Here is a 15,966-nt window from a genome sequence, read left to right on the forward strand (position 1 = left end):
GGGTGCTCCGAATCTTCCTTTGGAGCGCTCATGCGTACCCGTTCCGTTCACGGCGGCCGCCACGAACTCGGCCAGAACTACCTGATCCACCAGCCCACCATCGACCGGATCACTGCGCTCGTCGCGGCGACCGACGGCGCGATACTCGAGATCGGCGCGGGCGGTGGGGCACTGACCACCGCGCTCGCGGGGCTCGGCCGCGACCTCACCGCGATCGACATCGACGAGCGCCGCGTCGCCGCGCTCCAGCGCCGGCACCCGGCGGTGCGCGTCGAGCTCGCCGACGCGCTGCGGCATCCGCTGGACGCTCCGGTGATCGCCGGCAACGTCCCGTTCCATCTCACGACCCCGATCCTGCGGCGACTGCTGCAACGACCGGCCTGGAGCGACGCCGTCCTCCTCACGCAGTGGGAGGTCGCGCGCAAACGCGCCGGCGTCGGCGGCGGCACCCTCCTCACCGCACAGGCGGCGCCGTGGTTCGCGTTCGCGTTGCACGGCAGGGTTCCGGCGCGCGCGTTCCGGCCGATGCCGAGTGTCGATGGCGGCATCCTCTCCATTACCCGCCGCGGCTCACCGCTCGTCCCGCTCGCAGAGCGCCGTGCCTACGAACGATTCGTCGGCGACGTCTTCACCGCGCGCGGACGGGGGATGGCGGCGATCCTCTCGACGGTCGGGCGGATGCCGCGGCCCGCCGCGCGGCGCGTGCTCGACCGAGCCGGGGTCGAGCACGACTCCCTTCCGCGTGAGCTGGCGCCGACGCAGTGGGCTGCGCTCTGGTCGACGGCCTGAGTCCCGGCGCCGTGAAGGCTCAGCCCTTCACGGCGCCGGCCATCACTCCTGCGACCAGCTGACGGCCCGCGATCGCGAGCACGAGCAGCAACGGCACCGCGACGAGGAACACACCCGCCATGACGAGTCCCGTGTCCGATGTGAACGCGCCCTGCAGCTGCGGCACGACGAGCGGCATCGTCAGCTGCGACCGCATCACGACCGAAGGCCAGAAGAAGCTGTTCCACGATCCGATGAAGGTGAACAGGGCGAGCGTGGCCGCCGCAGGCCGAGCTGCAGGGAGAGCGATCGACCAGAACGTGCGGAACATCGACGCTCCGTCGACCCGCGCCGCCTCGACGAGTTCGTAGGGGAGCGCTTCCTGCAGGTACTGCGTCATCCAGAAGACGCCGAACGCGCCCACGAGCCCCGGCACGATGAGCGCCAGCACCGAGTCGATCCAGCCGAACTCGTTCATCATGACGAACAGCGGGATCGTGCCCACCTGCGCCGGGATGATGAGGGTCGCCAGCACGGTCACGTAGAGGGCCCGTCGCCCGCGGAAGCGGAGTTTCGAGAAGCTGAAGCCCGCGAGCGTCGAGAAGAACACCACCGACGCGCTGACGGTAACGGCCACCAGCAGAGAGTTGCCGAACGCGAGCCAGATGCTGAACTGCTCGGCCGAGAACACCTCGCCGAAGTTCTCGAGCAGACGCCAGGTCGGCAGCCAGCGCGGCAGGGACCCGACGGCGCGGGTGATCTCGGTGGTCGTCGACGAGCCGTACATCGCCGCCGCGTACAGCGGGAAGATCGACAGGACGATGACGACACCGAGGAAGAGATACGTGACCCACCCGGGACGCTTCTCGGACGAGCGGGCGCGGACGGAGCGGCCCTTCTCGGCGCGTTTCTTCGCATAACGTGCGGCCCCCGCACCGGCCGTGTTCTCGATGAATCCTGTGCTCATCGGCGCTCTCCTCCGATCGCCTGCTCGGTGATGTCGCCCGCAAGAGGCTGAACGGGGCGGCCGCCCGCTCGCCGACGCCGCGCACGCGGCACCGCGGCATCCGACGATGCGATCCGCCTCGTCAGCACGAAGTTGGCCAGCGAGATGATCAGGATGATGACCGCGAAGATCCATCCGACCGCCGCCGCCTGCCCGAGTCGGTCCTGCCATTCGCCGAAGCCGAGGTTGTAGAGGTAGAGCATCACGGTCGTCCACTGATTGTCGACGCCGCCCGCACCGCCTCCGGTGCCACCGCCGTCGAAGAGGCGCGCTTCATCGAAGATCTCGAGGCCGCCGATCGTCATGGTGAGGATGACGAAGATGAGGGTGGGGCGGATGTTCGGGATCGTGACGGAGAAGAACTGCCGCAGCCGGCCGGCACCGTCGACCGTCGCCGCCTCGTACAGGTCGCGGGGGACGGCCTGCATCGCCGCCAACAGGATGAGGGCGTTGTACCCGGTCCACCGGAACACGACCATGGACCCGATCGCGACGTGCGAGAGGAACCGGTTCTCGAAGAACGGTGAACTCGAATCGGTGAACAGCCCCAGCTCCTGGAGGTTCGGGACGAGGATGCCGAACTGGCCGAACACCTGCCCGAAGATCATCGACGTCGCCACAGGCATGACGACGAAGGGGATCAGGACCCCCATCCGCCAGAAGGTCCGGGAGCGGAGGTTCTGGTCGAGGACCGCGGCGATCAGCAGCGCGAGGATCAGCTGCGGCACACCGCCCAATAGGAAGATCGACACCGTGTTCTCGAGCGAACGCCAGAACAACGGCTGCCGGAGCACCCACGTGAAGTTGTCGATCCCGACGAAGTCGCCCATGCCCGTGCGACGGTGCCAGTCGTGCAGAGCGACGACCACGTTGAACAGCAGCGGGAAGGCGCCGAACACCGCGAACAGCACGAAGAACGGCGACACGTACAGGTACGGCGACAGCTTGACGTCCCAGCGCGAGAGGCGCTGGCCCCATCCGACGCGGCGCACGGAGCGCTGCGTCGGACGGGGCGAGGCCTCCGGCGGGGAGGGCCGCGTCGCTGAGTCGGAGACGACGGCCACGATGTCAGTCCGCGGTGTCGAAGCCGAGCGCCTCGAAGTCGCTGACGACCGAGGCCCACGCCTCTTCGGGGCTCGCGCTGCCCGCCTCGACGAGGCGGACGCCGTCGGTCACCAGGGTCTGGATGCCGGCGAAGTTCTCACCGCGGTATCCACCTGCGGCTGCGTCCCCCGCGGCCGCGGCGAGATCGCCGTAGACCTGACCGAGCCGCTGGCCTCCGAAGAACGGGTTCTCCGTCTCGGCAATGTCGGGGTTCTCGATGGCCTCGAGCTGAGAGGGGAACTGGCCGGTCTCGTGGAACCACTGCACGGCGGCGTCCGCCGAGGTGAGGTGGTCGGCGAGCTTCACGGCCCATCCGGTGTTCTCGCCGGTCGACGGCACGGAGAAGAACGATCCGCCCCAGTTGCCCCCGCCGTCGGGGAAGGTACCCGAGACCTGCCATCCGTCGATGCCGTCGGCGTTCTCGGCGATGATCCCTGCCATCCACGCGGGCGTCACGACGGTCGCCCACTGCTCATTCTGGAACCCGGCGCCCCAGTCCGCGTGACCGATCGGGATGCCGGCCGAGATGCCGTCGTCCGCGGCCTCCGCGAAGGTCATGAACAGCTCCTGCACGGCCGTATTGCCGGCCATGTCGTAGGGCTTGCCCGACTCGGGGTCTTCGAACGCATCGGGCAACAGGTTGATGGCAGCCTGGAACGCACTCGAGAGCGAGTCGATGAAGTAGTTGTCGGACGTGTCGACGTACTCGCGACCCGCATCGAGGAACGTCTCCCAGGTCGCGGCATCCCCGCCGATGAGGGTGCTGAACCCGTCGAGGTCCGATGCGAGCCCCGCGTCGTCGACCATCCGCTGGTTGAACGCGATGCCGAGCGGTCCGATGTCGGTCCCGTAGCCGCGAATCGCACCGTCGACCGTGGCCTGCGTCACCTTCCAATCGACCCAGCGGTCGTCGATCGCGGGGAGCTCCACCCAGTCCTCCGGGACCGCCATCATCTCGGTCCACCAGTCGAGCTCGATGAGGTGCACGTCCGACAGACCTGCGCCGTCCGACGCGAGACCGTTGCGGAGCACGGTCTGCGCCGAGGCCCCGTCGGGGAAGGAGTTCACGACCACTTCGATGCCGTACTCGTCCTCGAAGGACTGCAGCAGCTCGGGCGGGAAGTCCATCCAGGCGGCGACGGTGAGCTTCTCGGGCTTGTTGTCCTCGGTCGCCTCTTCTGCAGCGCCGCCGCCACCGCCGCCCCCGCCGGAGCAGGAGGTGAGGAGGAGGGCGGTCAGACCGAGGGATGCCGCGAGTGCGGCGTTGCGGTGTCGCATGGCAGTTCCTTTCGTTACGTCGTCGTATCGGGTGTCGGGGTGGTCAGGATGAGGCGAAGAGGGAAAGGACGGCCCACGGGGCGAGGATCACGTCGAGGGTCAGCGTCCCGTCGGCGCCGACCTCGAGGACGCGGCGGTCCAGGTCGTCCGCGACTCGGGAGAGGTGGTCGACCTGCTCGCGGCTGAGGTTGAGGGGCTCGCCGAGTCGGTGCCACTCCTCAGCGACGTTGCCGTGCTCGAGGTCGAGGACTTCGACCGTGTAGGCGGCGCTCGGTCGCAAGCCCTCGATGCGGTGACGGATGCCGCGAGCCGGCCCCTCGTCCGCGAGCGCACGCGCGTGCACGTAGCTGTTCGCGGAGCCCACCGAGCGTTCGCCCATGGAATCCGGGTAGTTGAAGAAGAGGCCCACGACGCTGTCGTCAGTGGGACCGGTCGTCAGGATCCCGTCCTCCGTCTGGAGCAGCACGCGGTCACCGAGGCGGTTCAACATCGCCATGGCGTGGAACGTCGGCTTGTGGATGCCCTGCTCGTTCACGAAGCCGAACCCGCCGTGGAACGGACCGATGCCGCCGCCCCCCTCCTCGAACACGTCGGTGAACGTCCAGTACGCGATCGAATCGGCCAGGTCGTGGTTCTGCAGGAACGAGCGGGCGATGTACGTCGCCGCGAAGACCGTGTCATGCATCCGGTCACGGCTCGAGGGGGAGGTCGACCACTCGGTGATGTGCAGCTCCGCGTCCGGGAACGGCGAGTCGGCGATGATCTGCCGCATCATGCGCAGGTCGTTGTACGTCGCATCGCGGTCGCGACTGATGGGGCGCCCGCGTCCCTGGGTGTCGAACGCGAAGTCGGTGGGATAGAGGTGGGTCGAGAGGAAATCGATCGGGAGATCGCGCTCGGCGCAGTAGACGATGAGTTCGTGGATCCACACCGGCTTCCACGGCAGTGACGACGGGTCGGACGACTCCGCCGTCGCCGCCTCACGCGACTTGTCGTGATACTCGCCGTCGTACCGGGCATCGGGGACGAACACCGACGACGACGGTCCGCCGACTCGCAGGGCGGGATCGATCGCCTTGATCGCCCGCGCCGTCGCCTCATAGAGCTCGAAGTACTGCGTCCGGGTGCCGGTCCAGAAGTGGGGCACGAGGTTCGGCTCGTTCCAGATCTCGAAGGGCCACGTGCGGACCTCTTCGATGCCGTAGCGCTCGATCCAGTGCTCGATCGTCGCCGTGACGAGGTCCACCCACGCCTGCATGTCCTTCGGCGGGCTGCAGTGCGCCTTCCACCAGAAGAGCGTCTCGGTCGCCGTCGCCAGCTCCCGCGGCATGAAACCCAGCTCCACGAAGGGTCGGGCACCGGTGTCGAGGATCATGTCGAAGACCTTGTCGACGTACGCGAACGTGTACACGGGTGCCGGCAGGGGAGTGGGCGGCCCGAAGCCGCCGCCGTTCGATGCGCGGTAGACGAACATGTCGTCGTGGAACAGGCCGTGGAAGCGCACGTAGCGCGCGCCCAGCGTCGTGACGGCCTCCCGGAAGTGCGCCTGCCAGTCGGCGCGGAGCGCCTCGTTGGCGCGCCCGGCGCCGATGCACTCGCTCCACACGTGGCGGAGCGGGGCGTCCACCGGCATCCGGTCGTCGATCCTGAGCGGGGACGTCGTCACGAGGGTCACGCGACCTCCTTTGGTCGTGTTGTGCGTGTAGGCTTGCGAAAATGTTTCGCGATCTCTAGTGTCATCGGAATCGGCGTTATGCGTGTCAAACCGGCGACGAGCGTCACGTTAGCCCGCTTAGTGCGGCAGCGGCAACAAAATTTGTAGCGAAATAGTTTCGGAGCGCGATGACAGGGCAACGCGGACGTCGGGCAACACTCGCCGATGTGGCACAGATGGCAGGGGTGTCCCGCGCCACGGTGTCCAAGGCGCTCAACGGTCGGAATGACATCTCCCTGCAGACGCGCGAACGGGTGCTGGCGGCTGTTTCGGAGCTCGAGTATCGGCCGACGACGACCACCGAGGTCGTCCCATCGCGGCGGGCGATCGCGGTCGTCTTCGACGTCCCGGCATCCCCGTACATCCTCGGGGTGCTGCAGGGCGTGCTCACCGCCACCGCGGAGTCGGGATTCGATCTGCTGACGCGGCTCCCTCCCGACCGTCGATCACGCACCCAGCGTGCGGTCGCCCATGACTGGGTCGGCGAACAGGTCGCCGCTGGTGCCGTCGGCATCATCGCGCTGACGCTGCCTGCGCCCGACGCTCTCATCGACGCCGCGAGTCAGGCGGGTCTGCCGTTCGTCATGGTCGACCCGGTCGGCACGAGTGACGACCGCATGGTCAGTGTCGCGTCGAGCAACTGGGCAGGGGCGCGGACTGCTACGGAACACCTCCTCGCGCTGGGGCACCGCCGGATCGCGTGGATCGGCGGCCCCGAAGTGTCCGTCGCCGCGCGTGATCGTCTGTACGGCTATCAGGCCGCCCTCGACGCCGCCGGCATCAGCGTGGACCCCGACCTCATCCGGGCCGATCAGTTCGCGGTCGCGACGGGCGCCGCGCACGCGCGCGACCTTCTGACGCTCGCGGAGCCGCCGACGGCGATCATGACCGGCGACGATGAGATCGCCGTCGGTGTGCTCGCGACGGCTCATGCGCTCGGCGTGCGCGTCCCGGAGGACCTCAGCGTGACGGGCTTCGACGACACGCCGCAGGCGGCATGGACGACGCCCCCGCTGACCACCGTCCATCAGCACCTCGACGGGATGGGGGCGATGGCGGTGCAGACGATCCGCGTCATGACGGAGGGACGAGACCCGTCGTCTCGTCACGTCGAACTCGCTACGTCGCTGACCGTGCGCGAAAGTACGGCGCCCCTCCGCGATGTAAAGGATTCTTGACACGACGACGGTCGACGTGCCATCCTCCTGATGTCAAACATTCCTGACATTGGAGGTGCAGCATGGCTCGTGAGGAACGCGCCGCGTGGGTCGGACTCGTCGTCTCGCTCATCGCCATCGCGGTCTACGCCGCGGTCGTCGCGGGGCGGGCGGCATCCACCCCCCTCCCGGAGGTCGACTGGCTCGGACCCATGCTCTGGACGATCATCGGCGGCATCGTCATCTCCATCGTCGTCACGATCATCTGGGGTGTCGTCGCTGAGGGCGGGTCCCTCCGCGGCGAGAACGCCGCCGACGAACGCGACCGTGCGATCACGCAGATGGGCGACCGCGTCGGTGTCGCGTTCCTGGTCATCGGCGGCGTCGTCGGCATCGCCCTCTGCGCGATCGACGCCGCCCCGTTCTGGATCGCGAACACCCTCTATGCGGGCTTCGCCCTTTCGTCCGTCGTCGGTGGCATAGCCCGCGTCGTCGCCTACCGCCGCGGGCTCGTCTGATGGTCAAGCCCACACGCGTCACGAACGCCATCCGCGAGCTGCGCACCGACCGCGGGCTCACCCAGGCCGACCTCGCCGGCGCCGTCGGCGTGACCCGCCAGACCCTCATCGCCATCGAACAGGGCAAGTACTCGCCCTCGCTCGAGATGGCCTTCCAGATCGTCCGCGTCCTCGACGTCCCCTTCGACGCGGCCTTCCAGTACCCGAAGGACTGATCCATGACCGACACCATGACCGTCTGGCGCCAGCGCCGCTACGGTTCCGCCGACGCCGTCCGCCCCGAGACCGTCCCGGTCCCCGCAGCGCGCGCCGGGGAGGTCCTGCTACAGACGGATGCCGTCGCCCTCAACTCCGGCGACATCCACCTCATGCGCGGTGAGCCGGGACTCGTCCGCGTCGCGCTCGGCCTCCGCGGACCGCGCATCCGCGGCCGCGGCATGGACGTCGCCGGCACCGTGCTCGCCGTCGGCGACGGCGTCACCGAGTTCGCCGTCGGCGACGCCGTCGTGGGGTCGGGGCGCGAGACCCTCGCCGACCGCGTCGTCGTCCCGGCGAAGCGCCTCACCCGCCTGCCCGAGACGGTCGCGCCCGCGATCGCTGCGACCCTGCCCATCGCCGGCAACACCGCCGTGCAGACCCTCGACGCCTGCCGCCTCGGCTCGGGCGCGCGCGTCCTCATCGCAGGAGCGGGCGGCGGCGTCGGCACCTTCCTCGTGCAGCTCGCCGCCGACCGCGGCGCCGAGGTGTGGGCGACGTGCGGGGAGCGCGCGCGACCCGTGCTCGAGCGGCTCGGAGCCGCTCGGACGTTCGACTACCGCGCGCTCGAACTCAGCGACCTGCCCCGCGGCAGGTTCGACGCCGTCGTCGACATCGCCGGCGAGCCGCCCCTCACGGTCCTCCGGGACCTGCTCGCCCCCGGCGGCACCGCTGCCCTGGTCGGCGGCGACGGGCATCCCTTCTTCGGACCCTTCGGACGCATCCTGCGCTCCGCCGTCACCCGCGGGCGGTTCCGCCCGATCACCGCCGTCACCCGTACCGAGACGACGGCGCAGCTGGTCGAGCTCGCGGCATCCGCGCGTCTCACCCCGCACCTCGAGCGCACCTTCCCGCTCTCGCAGGCCGGCGCCGCCCTCGCCTACGTCGAGGCGGGCCGCACCGTGGGCAAGGTCGTGGTCGTCCGCGACGGACTGCTCGACGTCTGACGCCGGGTTCGGGGACGAGGCCGTGCCTCAGATCCCGGCGTATCGCGCGATGTAGTCGTCGTCGGGGGTCGATGACCGGCGTCGGACTGTGAACGCTCGCCCGAAACCGGTGTCCCAGTCCATCCACGTCGTCGACAGTTCAGGGCCGGCGATCACCGACCCACCGAAGGACAGAACCGCCGACTCGGCCGCGGCCTCCCAGAGGTGCTCCTCGATCCCGGCGGTGTCGAAGGCGACGAGCCGCTCACGGTCGGCACCGTCGACTCTCACCACGGCGCGTGCACTGGTGAGAATGGGGTACCGCCGATCGCTTTCGTCGAAGAGTTCCGACATCTCATCTTCGTCCTGTGAGCGTCGGATCTCGGAAGAGAACGCCGTGATGATCTCGATCGATTCGCTCTTGTGCCGCAGTATGCCCTGACCCAGGTGGACGACGACGGCGGCCATGTCCAGATTGGCCGGTCGTGTCCACGACGCCGGGTCCGCAAGACAGGTCTCGAAGTTGTCGCGCCCTCGTCCGATCAAGGACCCCACGACGGCGAGTTCCTCTCCGTGAAGTGTCCGGTCCGACGCGATGATCGCTCGCGCAGCGGGCAGCGCCCGCGCCGCAAGCAGACCCAGAGTTTGCGTCCAACGCAGGACGAAGTCCTCGCCGCGCGCGGCCAGTTCACGTTCGAAACGGCGATGCTTCCGGACACCGTCGAAGCGCCCGTCGAAAACTTCGAGACGAGGCCAGAACTCCTCATCCGGCAGCGGCTCCACATCCCTGACGTCGAGGGTCTTCGGACGGGCTCTCGGCGCCCACCTGTCTGCGTTGCCGGCGAACCATCCGTCGATGTCGTCCCGGGCTGCACGCGGGATCGGAGTGTCCCAGAGGAGGAGGGGGCCGGCGGCATCGCCGGCGAACGCGCACTGGTCGATGAGACGCTCGACCTGTGGTGGCGTCTTCGTGTCGAGGGAGGGCGAGGTCACCCGGATCCAGAAGTGCTCTGATCGCGTGCGCGCCGTGCGAGTGAACGTCCGGTACGCCATGCCCGAGATGGGACCACGGAGCGACTCGTCGGGCTCCGCAGTCTCGTCGAACACAAAATCCCGGAAGTCCGACAAATGCCACGGGTCAGGGTCGTACGCGTCCGCGGCCGCGGCGCGCGTGCGCGCGAGTCCTGGCAGGGATTCTTCGAGGTCAGCCATCGACGGATACATCCCGCGGTGTTCGCGCAGTTCGATCTCGTCCACGTCGCCCATCGACAGGAGCGGCGTGAAATCGTTGCTCACGACCCCCGGTTCCCACGCGAAGGAGCGCAGATCACGCAGGTGGCGAACGAACTCGAGGGAGTCGGCGCTCGTCCTGCCGTCCGTCGCTACACCGACCTGCAGATCTCGCAAGCCCGTCAGGGTGCCGATCGGGGCGTAGTCCCGGAGCCCCGCGGCCCCCTCCACTCGCAACGTCTGGAGACGACCGAGCGCCATCAGCGGTCGAAGATCAGTGAGCGACGTCGCCCAGCCGATGGAGAGCGTCTCGAGCTGCCGCAACGCCCCGATCACGGACAGATCCATGTAGCGGCCCCGCTCGACGCGCAGGTCGACAACGTTCGTCTGGGCCGACAGAGCCCTGATCATGCGGTCGTTCGACCACCCCGCGAGGTGCAGCTGCACGATGGGGCGTGGCGTCCGGAGGAAGGTTATCCATTCCTCGAGCACAGCGAGCTGCTCCGTGCGCGTGCCCGTGCTCGACCACATGATGATCGACACGCGATCCTGTCCTGCATATTCGTGGGGGCGCTCGAGACACGGGACGTCATCGTCGAGAGTCCAATCGTGCACATCGCGAGCCTAGGGTGCGCCGCGCGCACAATGCAGCAGGATGGCGGGATGCCTCTCCTCCCCGCACCCCGCCTGATCGACCCCGCCGCCGTCCCCGCCCTGCGGTGGGGCGTGATCGGCACCGGCATCGCCGACCGGTTCGTGCACGCCCTCCACGCCCACACCGGGCAGCGCGCGGTCGCCGTCACCGCGCGGGATGCCGACAAGACCCGCGCGTTCGCCGACGCCCACGGAATCGGCCGCGTGCACCGGTCGGTCGCGGACCTGGTCGGCGACCCCGAGGTCGACGTCGTCTACGTCGCCACCCCGCATCCGCTCCACCGGGAGCAGGCGCTGGCGGCCATCGCGGCCGGCAAGCACGTCCTCATCGAGAAGCCGATCGCCCTCACGGCCGCCGACGCGACCGAGATCCTGGCCGCGGGCCGTGCCGCCGGCGTCCTCGTCGCCGAGGCGATGTGGACGCGCTACCTGCCGCAGGCCGACGTCATCCGGCAGGTGCTCGCCGCCGGCACCCTCGGCGAGATCGACCTCGTCCGCGCCGACTTCGGCTCGCTCGTCCCGTTCGACCCCACCAGCCGCATGTTCGATCCCGCCCTCGGCGGCGGCGCCATGCTCGACCTCGGCGTCTACATCGTCGCGTTCGCGTCGTCCATCATCGGGCCGCCGAGCACGATCCGCTCGGTCGGCACCCTCGCTCCCACCGGTGTCGACGACAGCGCGACGATCGCCCTGAAGACGGATGCCGGGGCGCAGGCCGCGCTCACGACCACCTTCGGCGCGGTCACCCCCGTCGAGGCGACGGTGTTCGGCTCACGGGGACGGCTCGACGTCCTCGCGCCGTTCTACGGCCCCACCGGTCTGCGGCTGCAGCTGCACGGTGCCGACGAGGAGGTGTGGCACGACGACGCGCTCCCCACCGTCCACGACGGCCTCGGCTACCAGGCCACGGCCTTCGCCTCATTCGTCGGTGCGGGGCTCGTCGAATCGCCGCTGCACCCTCATGACGAGGTCGTCTCGGTGCTCGCGACGATCGACGAGGTGCGCCGGCAGATCGCCGCCGACTGACCGGTCGGGGTTAGCCTTGGTCACCATGACCATTCAGCACACCGTCGTGTTCGCGCTGCACCACGCCGAGGGCTCCTCGGAGGAGAAGACGTTCCTGACGGACGCCCAGCGGTCGCTGTCGGCGATCCCCGGCGTGCAGCAGTTCCGCATCAACCGTCAGGTCAGCGACAAGAGCGACCTGCGCTGGCAGTTCACGATGCTCTTCGACGACCAGGCCGCCTACGACGCGTACAACGAGCACCCCGACCACGTCGCGTTCGTCGAGAGCCGCTGGCAGCACGAGGTGCGCGACTTCCAGGAATACGACTTCGTCGCCGGCGACTGACCGGGCTCAGCGCTCCGCGCGCACCTCGGCGAGCGACGGGTAGTCGGTGTAGCCGGCGGCCCCACCCGTGTAGAAGAACTCCGGACGCGGCTCGTTGAGCTCGGCGCGCTGCTCCCACCGCAGCGGCAGGTCGGGGTTGGCGATCGCCGGGCGACCCACGGCCACGGCGTCGGCCCAGCCCTCGAGCACGAGCTCCTCGGCCTCCTCACGCGTCGTGACCGTGCCGAAGCCGGAGTTCACGATCGACGGTGCGGCCGCCTCGTGCCGGATCCGCTGGACGATCGTGCTCTTCGGGTCGGCGTGCAGCAGGTCGACGAACGCGAGCCCGAGCGGAGCCAGGCCCTGCGCGAGCGCGGTGTACGTCGCGAGCGCGTCGGCGTCCTCGGTCTCCAGGACCCCGGGGATCTGGTGCTGCGGGGAGAGACGGATGCCGGTGCGCCCCGCACCGACCGCGTCGGCGACCGCACGGGTCACCTCGACGGCGAAACGTGCGCGGTTCTCCGGGGACCCGCCGTAGACGTCGTCGCGGACGTTCGACTCGGGGGAGAGGAACTGGTGCACGAGGTAGCTGTTCGCGCCGTGGACCTCGACACCGTCGAGCCCCGCGGCGATCGCGTTGCGCGCCGCCTGGACGAACTGCTCGACAACCTCGGCGACCTCCGCCGTGCTCAGCTCATGGGGGACCGGTAGGGCGACCTTGCCGTCCTGTGTGCGCCCCTCGCCGGGCGAGGCGATCGCGCTCGGGCCGACGACACGGTCGACGCCCGAGATCGCAGGGTGCGACACGCGGCCGCCGTGCATGAGCTGCATGACGATCGTGCCCCCCTCGGCGTGCACGGCCTCGGCGACGCGGCGCCAGCCTTCGATCTGCTCGGGCGTCTCGATGCCGGGCTGGCCGAGGTACGACATCCCCTCGCGCACCGGCCACGTGCCCTCCGTCACGATGAGTCCCATGCCCGCGCGCTGGCGGTAGTACTCGACCATGTCGTCGGTCGGGACGCCGTCGTCGCCCGCACGCGTGCGGGTCAGCGGCGCCATGACGACGCGGTTGGACAGGTCCAGATCACCGAAGACAGCGGATTCGTACAGGCTCATGCTGAGGGGGAACGACGCGGGCCGACCGACGTATTCCACGAGATTGCACCGACATTGCACGCGGTCGACGGGCGGCGGATGCCTCGTGTCGGGGTCATATCGTCGCGAGTGGGCGCTATTACGCGACGAGAGGGAGCCGATGGACCTGGAGATCGACCTGCTGGGGCCGCTACGCGTCCGCGCCGACGGGCGGGACGTCCCGCTGGGAGGCGACCATCCCAAGGCGATCCTCGCCCGACTGGCGACGACACCGGGCGAGCCCGTTCCGACACACGAGCTCATCGCCTCGGTCTGGACCGACCCACCCCCTGCCGTGGTCTCCACACTGCGTGCCCACGTCTCGCGCATGCGCCTGAACGGCCTTCGTGATGCGATCGTCGGTGAGCGCGGCGGATACCTGCTCGACGCCTCCGTCGACGACGTCGATCTCCTCCGTTGTCGGCGCGCGGTGACCCAGGCCCCCACCGATGACGCCGCTCGACTGCGGACCCTCATCGCCGCCACCGCGGAGCTGGCACGCACACCCCTGCCCGGGTTGGAGCACCATCCTCACGTCGAACGCCTGCAGCGCGAGGTGACCGACGAGCGCGCCTTCCTCGAGGAGGAGCTCGGCGACCTCGCCCTCCGACTCGGCGATGTGGGGCTCGCGACGGCCGTCCTCTCGGACACGACGACCCGGCATCCGCTGCGCGAGCGCCCCGTTCGGACGCTCGCGACGGCGCTGGCACGGGCCGGCCGGACGTCGGACGCCGTCGCGGTCATCGACGCACTGCGCGACCGGCTGCAGGAGCACGGCGGGATCCGGCTGTCCAGCCGGCTCGACGAGTTGCGCGCAGCCGTCATCCGCTTCGATCCCGCGGTCGTCTCGCCCCTGGCCGCCCCGGCTCCCGCCGTCCGAAGAGTGGGGATCGCCATCCCGCTGACTCGCTTCGTCGGACGGTCCGTGGACCTCGCGCGGCTCGCGCGCCTCGCGCACACCGACCGGCTCGTCACACTGGTGGGGCCGGCGGGTGTCGGCAAGACCCGCCTCGCCGTCGAAGCGGCCCGCCGTTCAGGGGTGGACCGGGAGCAGTACATGGTGGATCTCGCCGACATCGCCGAGCCCGACGGCGTCATCGGAGCGATCGCGACGGTCGTGCGCGCGCCGGAGGCATCGGTCGACGCCATCGTCCGGCGCCTCCACGGCGCAGGTGCCCTCCTCCTGCTCGACAACGCGGACCTCGTCATCGGCGCGCTGTCTGTCGTGATCGACGCCGTCCTGACTGATCCGGACGGTGCGAGGGTCGTGGTGACCAGTCGGGAGGCGCTGCGCGCCCCCGGTGAGCGCACCGTCGTCATCCGTCCTCTCGCGGGTGACCATGCCGACGAGGCGTGGCAGCTCTTCGAGCAACGGGCGGTCGACGCCCGCGGCGGACGTCCCTTCGCCGAGGATGAGCAGCTCCCCGCCCGCGCTCTGTGCGACTCGCTCGACGGGCTGCCGCTGGCGATCGAACTAGCCACCGCCCGCCTCGACGTCCTGGGCATCGAGGAGGTGCGGGCGGGCCTCGGCGCGGTCCCGGGGCTTCCTGGCAGGCACTCGAGCCTGCAGTCGGCGATCGAGTGGACCGTCGCACTGCTCGACTCCGCCGACCGCGCCGGGTTGCACGCGGTCGCACGCTTCGCCGGACCTTTCACCGTCGAGGCGGTCGCAGGGATCATGCGGATGCGGCCGGCCGAGGCCGACTCCCTCGTCGACCGGCTCGTCTCCCGGTCTCTCGTCGCGGCAGACCGCACCGCCACGGGACGGCGCCGTTTCCGTGTCCTCGAGGCCATGAAGGAGGCCCTGACGCCACAGGACGACCCCGAGCTCGCCTCGGCGTGGCACGAGGCGCACCGGGGATGGTTCTCGGACCTCGCGTACCGCGCAGCCCCCACACTGCGCGCATTCGAGGGGCGCGACACCGCTGCGATCCTCGACGGCTTCCAGGCCGACCTTGACCTCGCTCACGCGCACAACCTCGCGGCCGGCGACCGCCTCGGCGCCGTCCGACTCGCCGGCGGGCTCGCCCACCATCGATACCTCCGCGGGCGGCTGGCCGAGGGGCGCCGGTGGATCGACGAAGCGTTGGCGCTGGCCGGCGAGTCCGACGCCGGCGCCGACGCACTGGCGAACATCGAGCTCGCCAACCTCGCCTATCAGCTCGGCGACGCGCCCGCCGCGTTCACGGCCATCGCCGACGCGCTGCGCCTCGCGATCGCGGCGGACGACGCATCCGTCCAGATGGTCGCCCTCAGTCGCGCCGGGTACGGACGCTCCCTCTTCGGCGACGTCCAGACCGGTGCGGGCCTGCTCGCGCAGGCCGCCACCCTGCACGAGCGGGCCGCCCCGTGGGCGGTCAGCGAGTACCGCATGTCGCACGGTCAGGTCCTGCGGTCGGAGGGACGCCTCGACGATGCCCTGCGCGAACTCACCGAGGCGCACCGCGTCGCCGCATCCATCGGATACACCTGGATGGTCACGTCCGCCTCGTACGTCGTGGTGAAGACGCTCATCGACGCCCGGCGCCCCCGCGACGCGGTCGCGGTGGGGCGGACGGCGGTGCTGACCGCACGGGCCGACGAGGATGCCGCCGGTGCGCTCGCCGTACTCCACGCGCTCGCCGCCGCCGCAGCGGCCGTCGAGCGGCACGAGGAGGGCGCCATGCTCCTCGGCGCCGTCGACGAACTCGGACTTCGCTACGATTACTCGACCATGACCGCCGAGGGTGAGGATGCCGCCCGGCTGCGCGCCCTCGTCTCGGCGGGCCTGCGAGCCGACGAGTTCACGCGCGCCGTGACCGCGGGGCGCCGGATGGACTGGGACGCCGTCGTCGCGATCATCGACCGGCTGCCGGGAGTGAGGCCGGCTGTGTCGATGTCGGGAGGCTGACG

14 protein-coding genes are annotated in these 15,966 nt (G+C 69.9%); 8 read left to right on the forward strand and 6 right to left on the reverse strand.

What is annotated here, in order from left to right; all coding sequences use genetic code 11:
- Positions 1-30: 30 nt before the first annotated feature.
- Positions 31-789 carry a 23S ribosomal RNA methyltransferase Erm gene (erm, locus tag AYL44_RS02035; RefSeq protein ID WP_064001591.1) on the forward strand — a complete coding sequence of 253 codons (759 nt, stop codon included), beginning with the start codon at positions 31-33 and terminating at the stop codon, positions 787-789.
- 19 nt (positions 790-808) lie between these two features.
- On the opposite strand, the gene AYL44_RS02040 is transcribed toward erm, so the two are convergent.
- The 4 genes from AYL44_RS02040 to AYL44_RS02055 form a co-directional block, all read right to left on the reverse strand.
- Positions 809-1,735 (reverse strand): carbohydrate ABC transporter permease, encoded by a 927-nt coding sequence (locus tag AYL44_RS02040; protein ID WP_064001592.1) that lies wholly within the window; start codon positions 1,733-1,735, stop codon positions 809-811.
- Complete coding sequence (locus AYL44_RS02045) at positions 1,732-2,766, reverse strand: carbohydrate ABC transporter permease (protein ID WP_231872699.1); 1,035 nt, start codon at positions 2,764-2,766, stop codon at positions 1,732-1,734. The genes AYL44_RS02040 and AYL44_RS02045 overlap by 4 nt, the downstream gene beginning before the upstream one ends.
- A gap of 76 nt (positions 2,767-2,842) precedes the next feature.
- On the reverse strand, positions 2,843-4,156 hold the full coding sequence (locus AYL44_RS02050; RefSeq protein WP_064001594.1) for an extracellular solute-binding protein: 1,314 nt from the start codon (positions 4,154-4,156) through the stop codon (positions 2,843-2,845).
- A 43-nt stretch (positions 4,157-4,199) separates the two neighbouring features.
- A complete protein-coding gene (locus tag AYL44_RS02055; protein WP_231872700.1) occupies positions 4,200-5,831 on the reverse strand; it encodes a GH39 family glycosyl hydrolase in 1,632 nt (543 codons plus the stop codon).
- Positions 5,832-6,037: 206 nt separating this feature from the next.
- Between AYL44_RS02055 and AYL44_RS02060 the strand changes: the two genes are divergently transcribed.
- From AYL44_RS02060 to AYL44_RS02075, 4 genes are all read left to right on the forward strand, one after another.
- Positions 6,038-7,048 (forward strand): LacI family DNA-binding transcriptional regulator, encoded by a 1,011-nt coding sequence (locus AYL44_RS02060; RefSeq protein WP_269454684.1) that lies wholly within the window; start codon positions 6,038-6,040, stop codon positions 7,046-7,048.
- Positions 7,049-7,110: 62 nt separating this feature from the next.
- Positions 7,111-7,545 carry a hypothetical protein gene (locus AYL44_RS02065; RefSeq protein WP_064001596.1) on the forward strand — a complete coding sequence of 145 codons (435 nt, stop codon included), beginning with the start codon at positions 7,111-7,113 and terminating at the stop codon, positions 7,543-7,545.
- Positions 7,545-7,760, forward strand: coding sequence for a helix-turn-helix transcriptional regulator (locus AYL44_RS02070; RefSeq protein ID WP_064001597.1), 216 nt, complete (start codon positions 7,545-7,547; stop codon positions 7,758-7,760). Before AYL44_RS02065 ends, AYL44_RS02070 begins: the two co-directional genes overlap by 1 nt.
- A 3-nt stretch (positions 7,761-7,763) precedes the next feature.
- Positions 7,764-8,747 (forward strand): NAD(P)-dependent alcohol dehydrogenase, encoded by a 984-nt coding sequence (locus AYL44_RS02075; protein WP_082886065.1) that lies wholly within the window; start codon positions 7,764-7,766, stop codon positions 8,745-8,747.
- Positions 8,748-8,774: 27 nt separating this feature from the next.
- Here AYL44_RS02075 and AYL44_RS02080 read toward each other — a convergent pair whose 3' ends face one another.
- Positions 8,775-10,499, reverse strand: coding sequence for a hypothetical protein (locus AYL44_RS02080; RefSeq protein WP_064001598.1), 1,725 nt, complete (start codon positions 10,497-10,499; stop codon positions 8,775-8,777).
- Positions 10,500-10,619: 120 nt separating this feature from the next.
- On the opposite strand from AYL44_RS02080, the gene AYL44_RS02085 reads away from it, so the two are divergent.
- On the forward strand, positions 10,620-11,636 hold the full coding sequence (locus tag AYL44_RS02085) for a Gfo/Idh/MocA family protein (protein WP_064001599.1): 1,017 nt from the start codon (positions 10,620-10,622) through the stop codon (positions 11,634-11,636).
- A gap of 25 nt (positions 11,637-11,661) precedes the next feature.
- Positions 11,662-11,961, forward strand: coding sequence for a Dabb family protein (locus AYL44_RS02090; protein WP_064001600.1), 300 nt, complete (start codon positions 11,662-11,664; stop codon positions 11,959-11,961).
- A gap of 6 nt (positions 11,962-11,967) precedes the next feature.
- Here AYL44_RS02090 and AYL44_RS02095 read toward each other — a convergent pair whose 3' ends face one another.
- Positions 11,968-13,056: an alkene reductase gene (locus AYL44_RS02095; RefSeq protein WP_064002433.1), complete on the reverse strand. Its 1,089-nt coding sequence runs from the start codon at positions 13,054-13,056 to the stop codon at positions 11,968-11,970.
- A gap of 139 nt (positions 13,057-13,195) precedes the next feature.
- Here AYL44_RS02095 and AYL44_RS02100 point away from each other — a divergent pair, with 139 nt between their 5' ends.
- Complete coding sequence (locus AYL44_RS02100) at positions 13,196-15,964, forward strand: BTAD domain-containing putative transcriptional regulator (protein WP_064001601.1); 2,769 nt, start codon at positions 13,196-13,198, stop codon at positions 15,962-15,964.
- The last annotated feature ends 2 nt before the right edge of the window (positions 15,965-15,966 follow it).

The sequence above is a fragment of the Microbacterium oleivorans genome, assembly GCF_001644225.1.
Lineage (GTDB): Bacteria > Actinomycetota > Actinomycetes > Actinomycetales > Microbacteriaceae > Microbacterium > Microbacterium gawkjiense.

What these genes read in the sequence shown, in the direction of transcription:
- AYL44_RS02070 (WP_064001597.1), top strand. Translation starts at nt 7,545, where the DNA reads ATGGTCAAGCCCACACGCGTCACGAACGCCATCCGCGAGCTGCGCACC.
- AYL44_RS02065 (WP_064001596.1), top strand. Translation starts at nt 7,111, where the DNA reads ATGGCTCGTGAGGAACGCGCCGCGTGGGTCGGACTCGTCGTCTCGCTC.
- AYL44_RS02100 (WP_064001601.1), top strand. Translation starts at nt 13,196, where the DNA reads ATGGACCTGGAGATCGACCTGCTGGGGCCGCTACGCGTCCGCGCCGAC.
- AYL44_RS02085 (WP_064001599.1), top strand. Translation starts at nt 10,620, where the DNA reads ATGCCTCTCCTCCCCGCACCCCGCCTGATCGACCCCGCCGCCGTCCCC.
- AYL44_RS02095 (WP_064002433.1), bottom strand. Translation starts at nt 13,056, where the DNA reads ATGAGCCTGTACGAATCCGCTGTCTTCGGTGATCTGGACCTGTCCAAC.
- AYL44_RS02075 (WP_082886065.1), top strand. Translation starts at nt 7,764, where the DNA reads ATGACCGACACCATGACCGTCTGGCGCCAGCGCCGCTACGGTTCCGCC.
- erm (WP_064001591.1), top strand. Translation starts at nt 31, where the DNA reads ATGCGTACCCGTTCCGTTCACGGCGGCCGCCACGAACTCGGCCAGAAC.
- AYL44_RS02040 (WP_064001592.1), bottom strand. Translation starts at nt 1,735, where the DNA reads ATGAGCACAGGATTCATCGAGAACACGGCCGGTGCGGGGGCCGCACGT.
- AYL44_RS02090 (WP_064001600.1), top strand. Translation starts at nt 11,662, where the DNA reads ATGACCATTCAGCACACCGTCGTGTTCGCGCTGCACCACGCCGAGGGC.
- AYL44_RS02050 (WP_064001594.1), bottom strand. Translation starts at nt 4,156, where the DNA reads ATGCGACACCGCAACGCCGCACTCGCGGCATCCCTCGGTCTGACCGCC.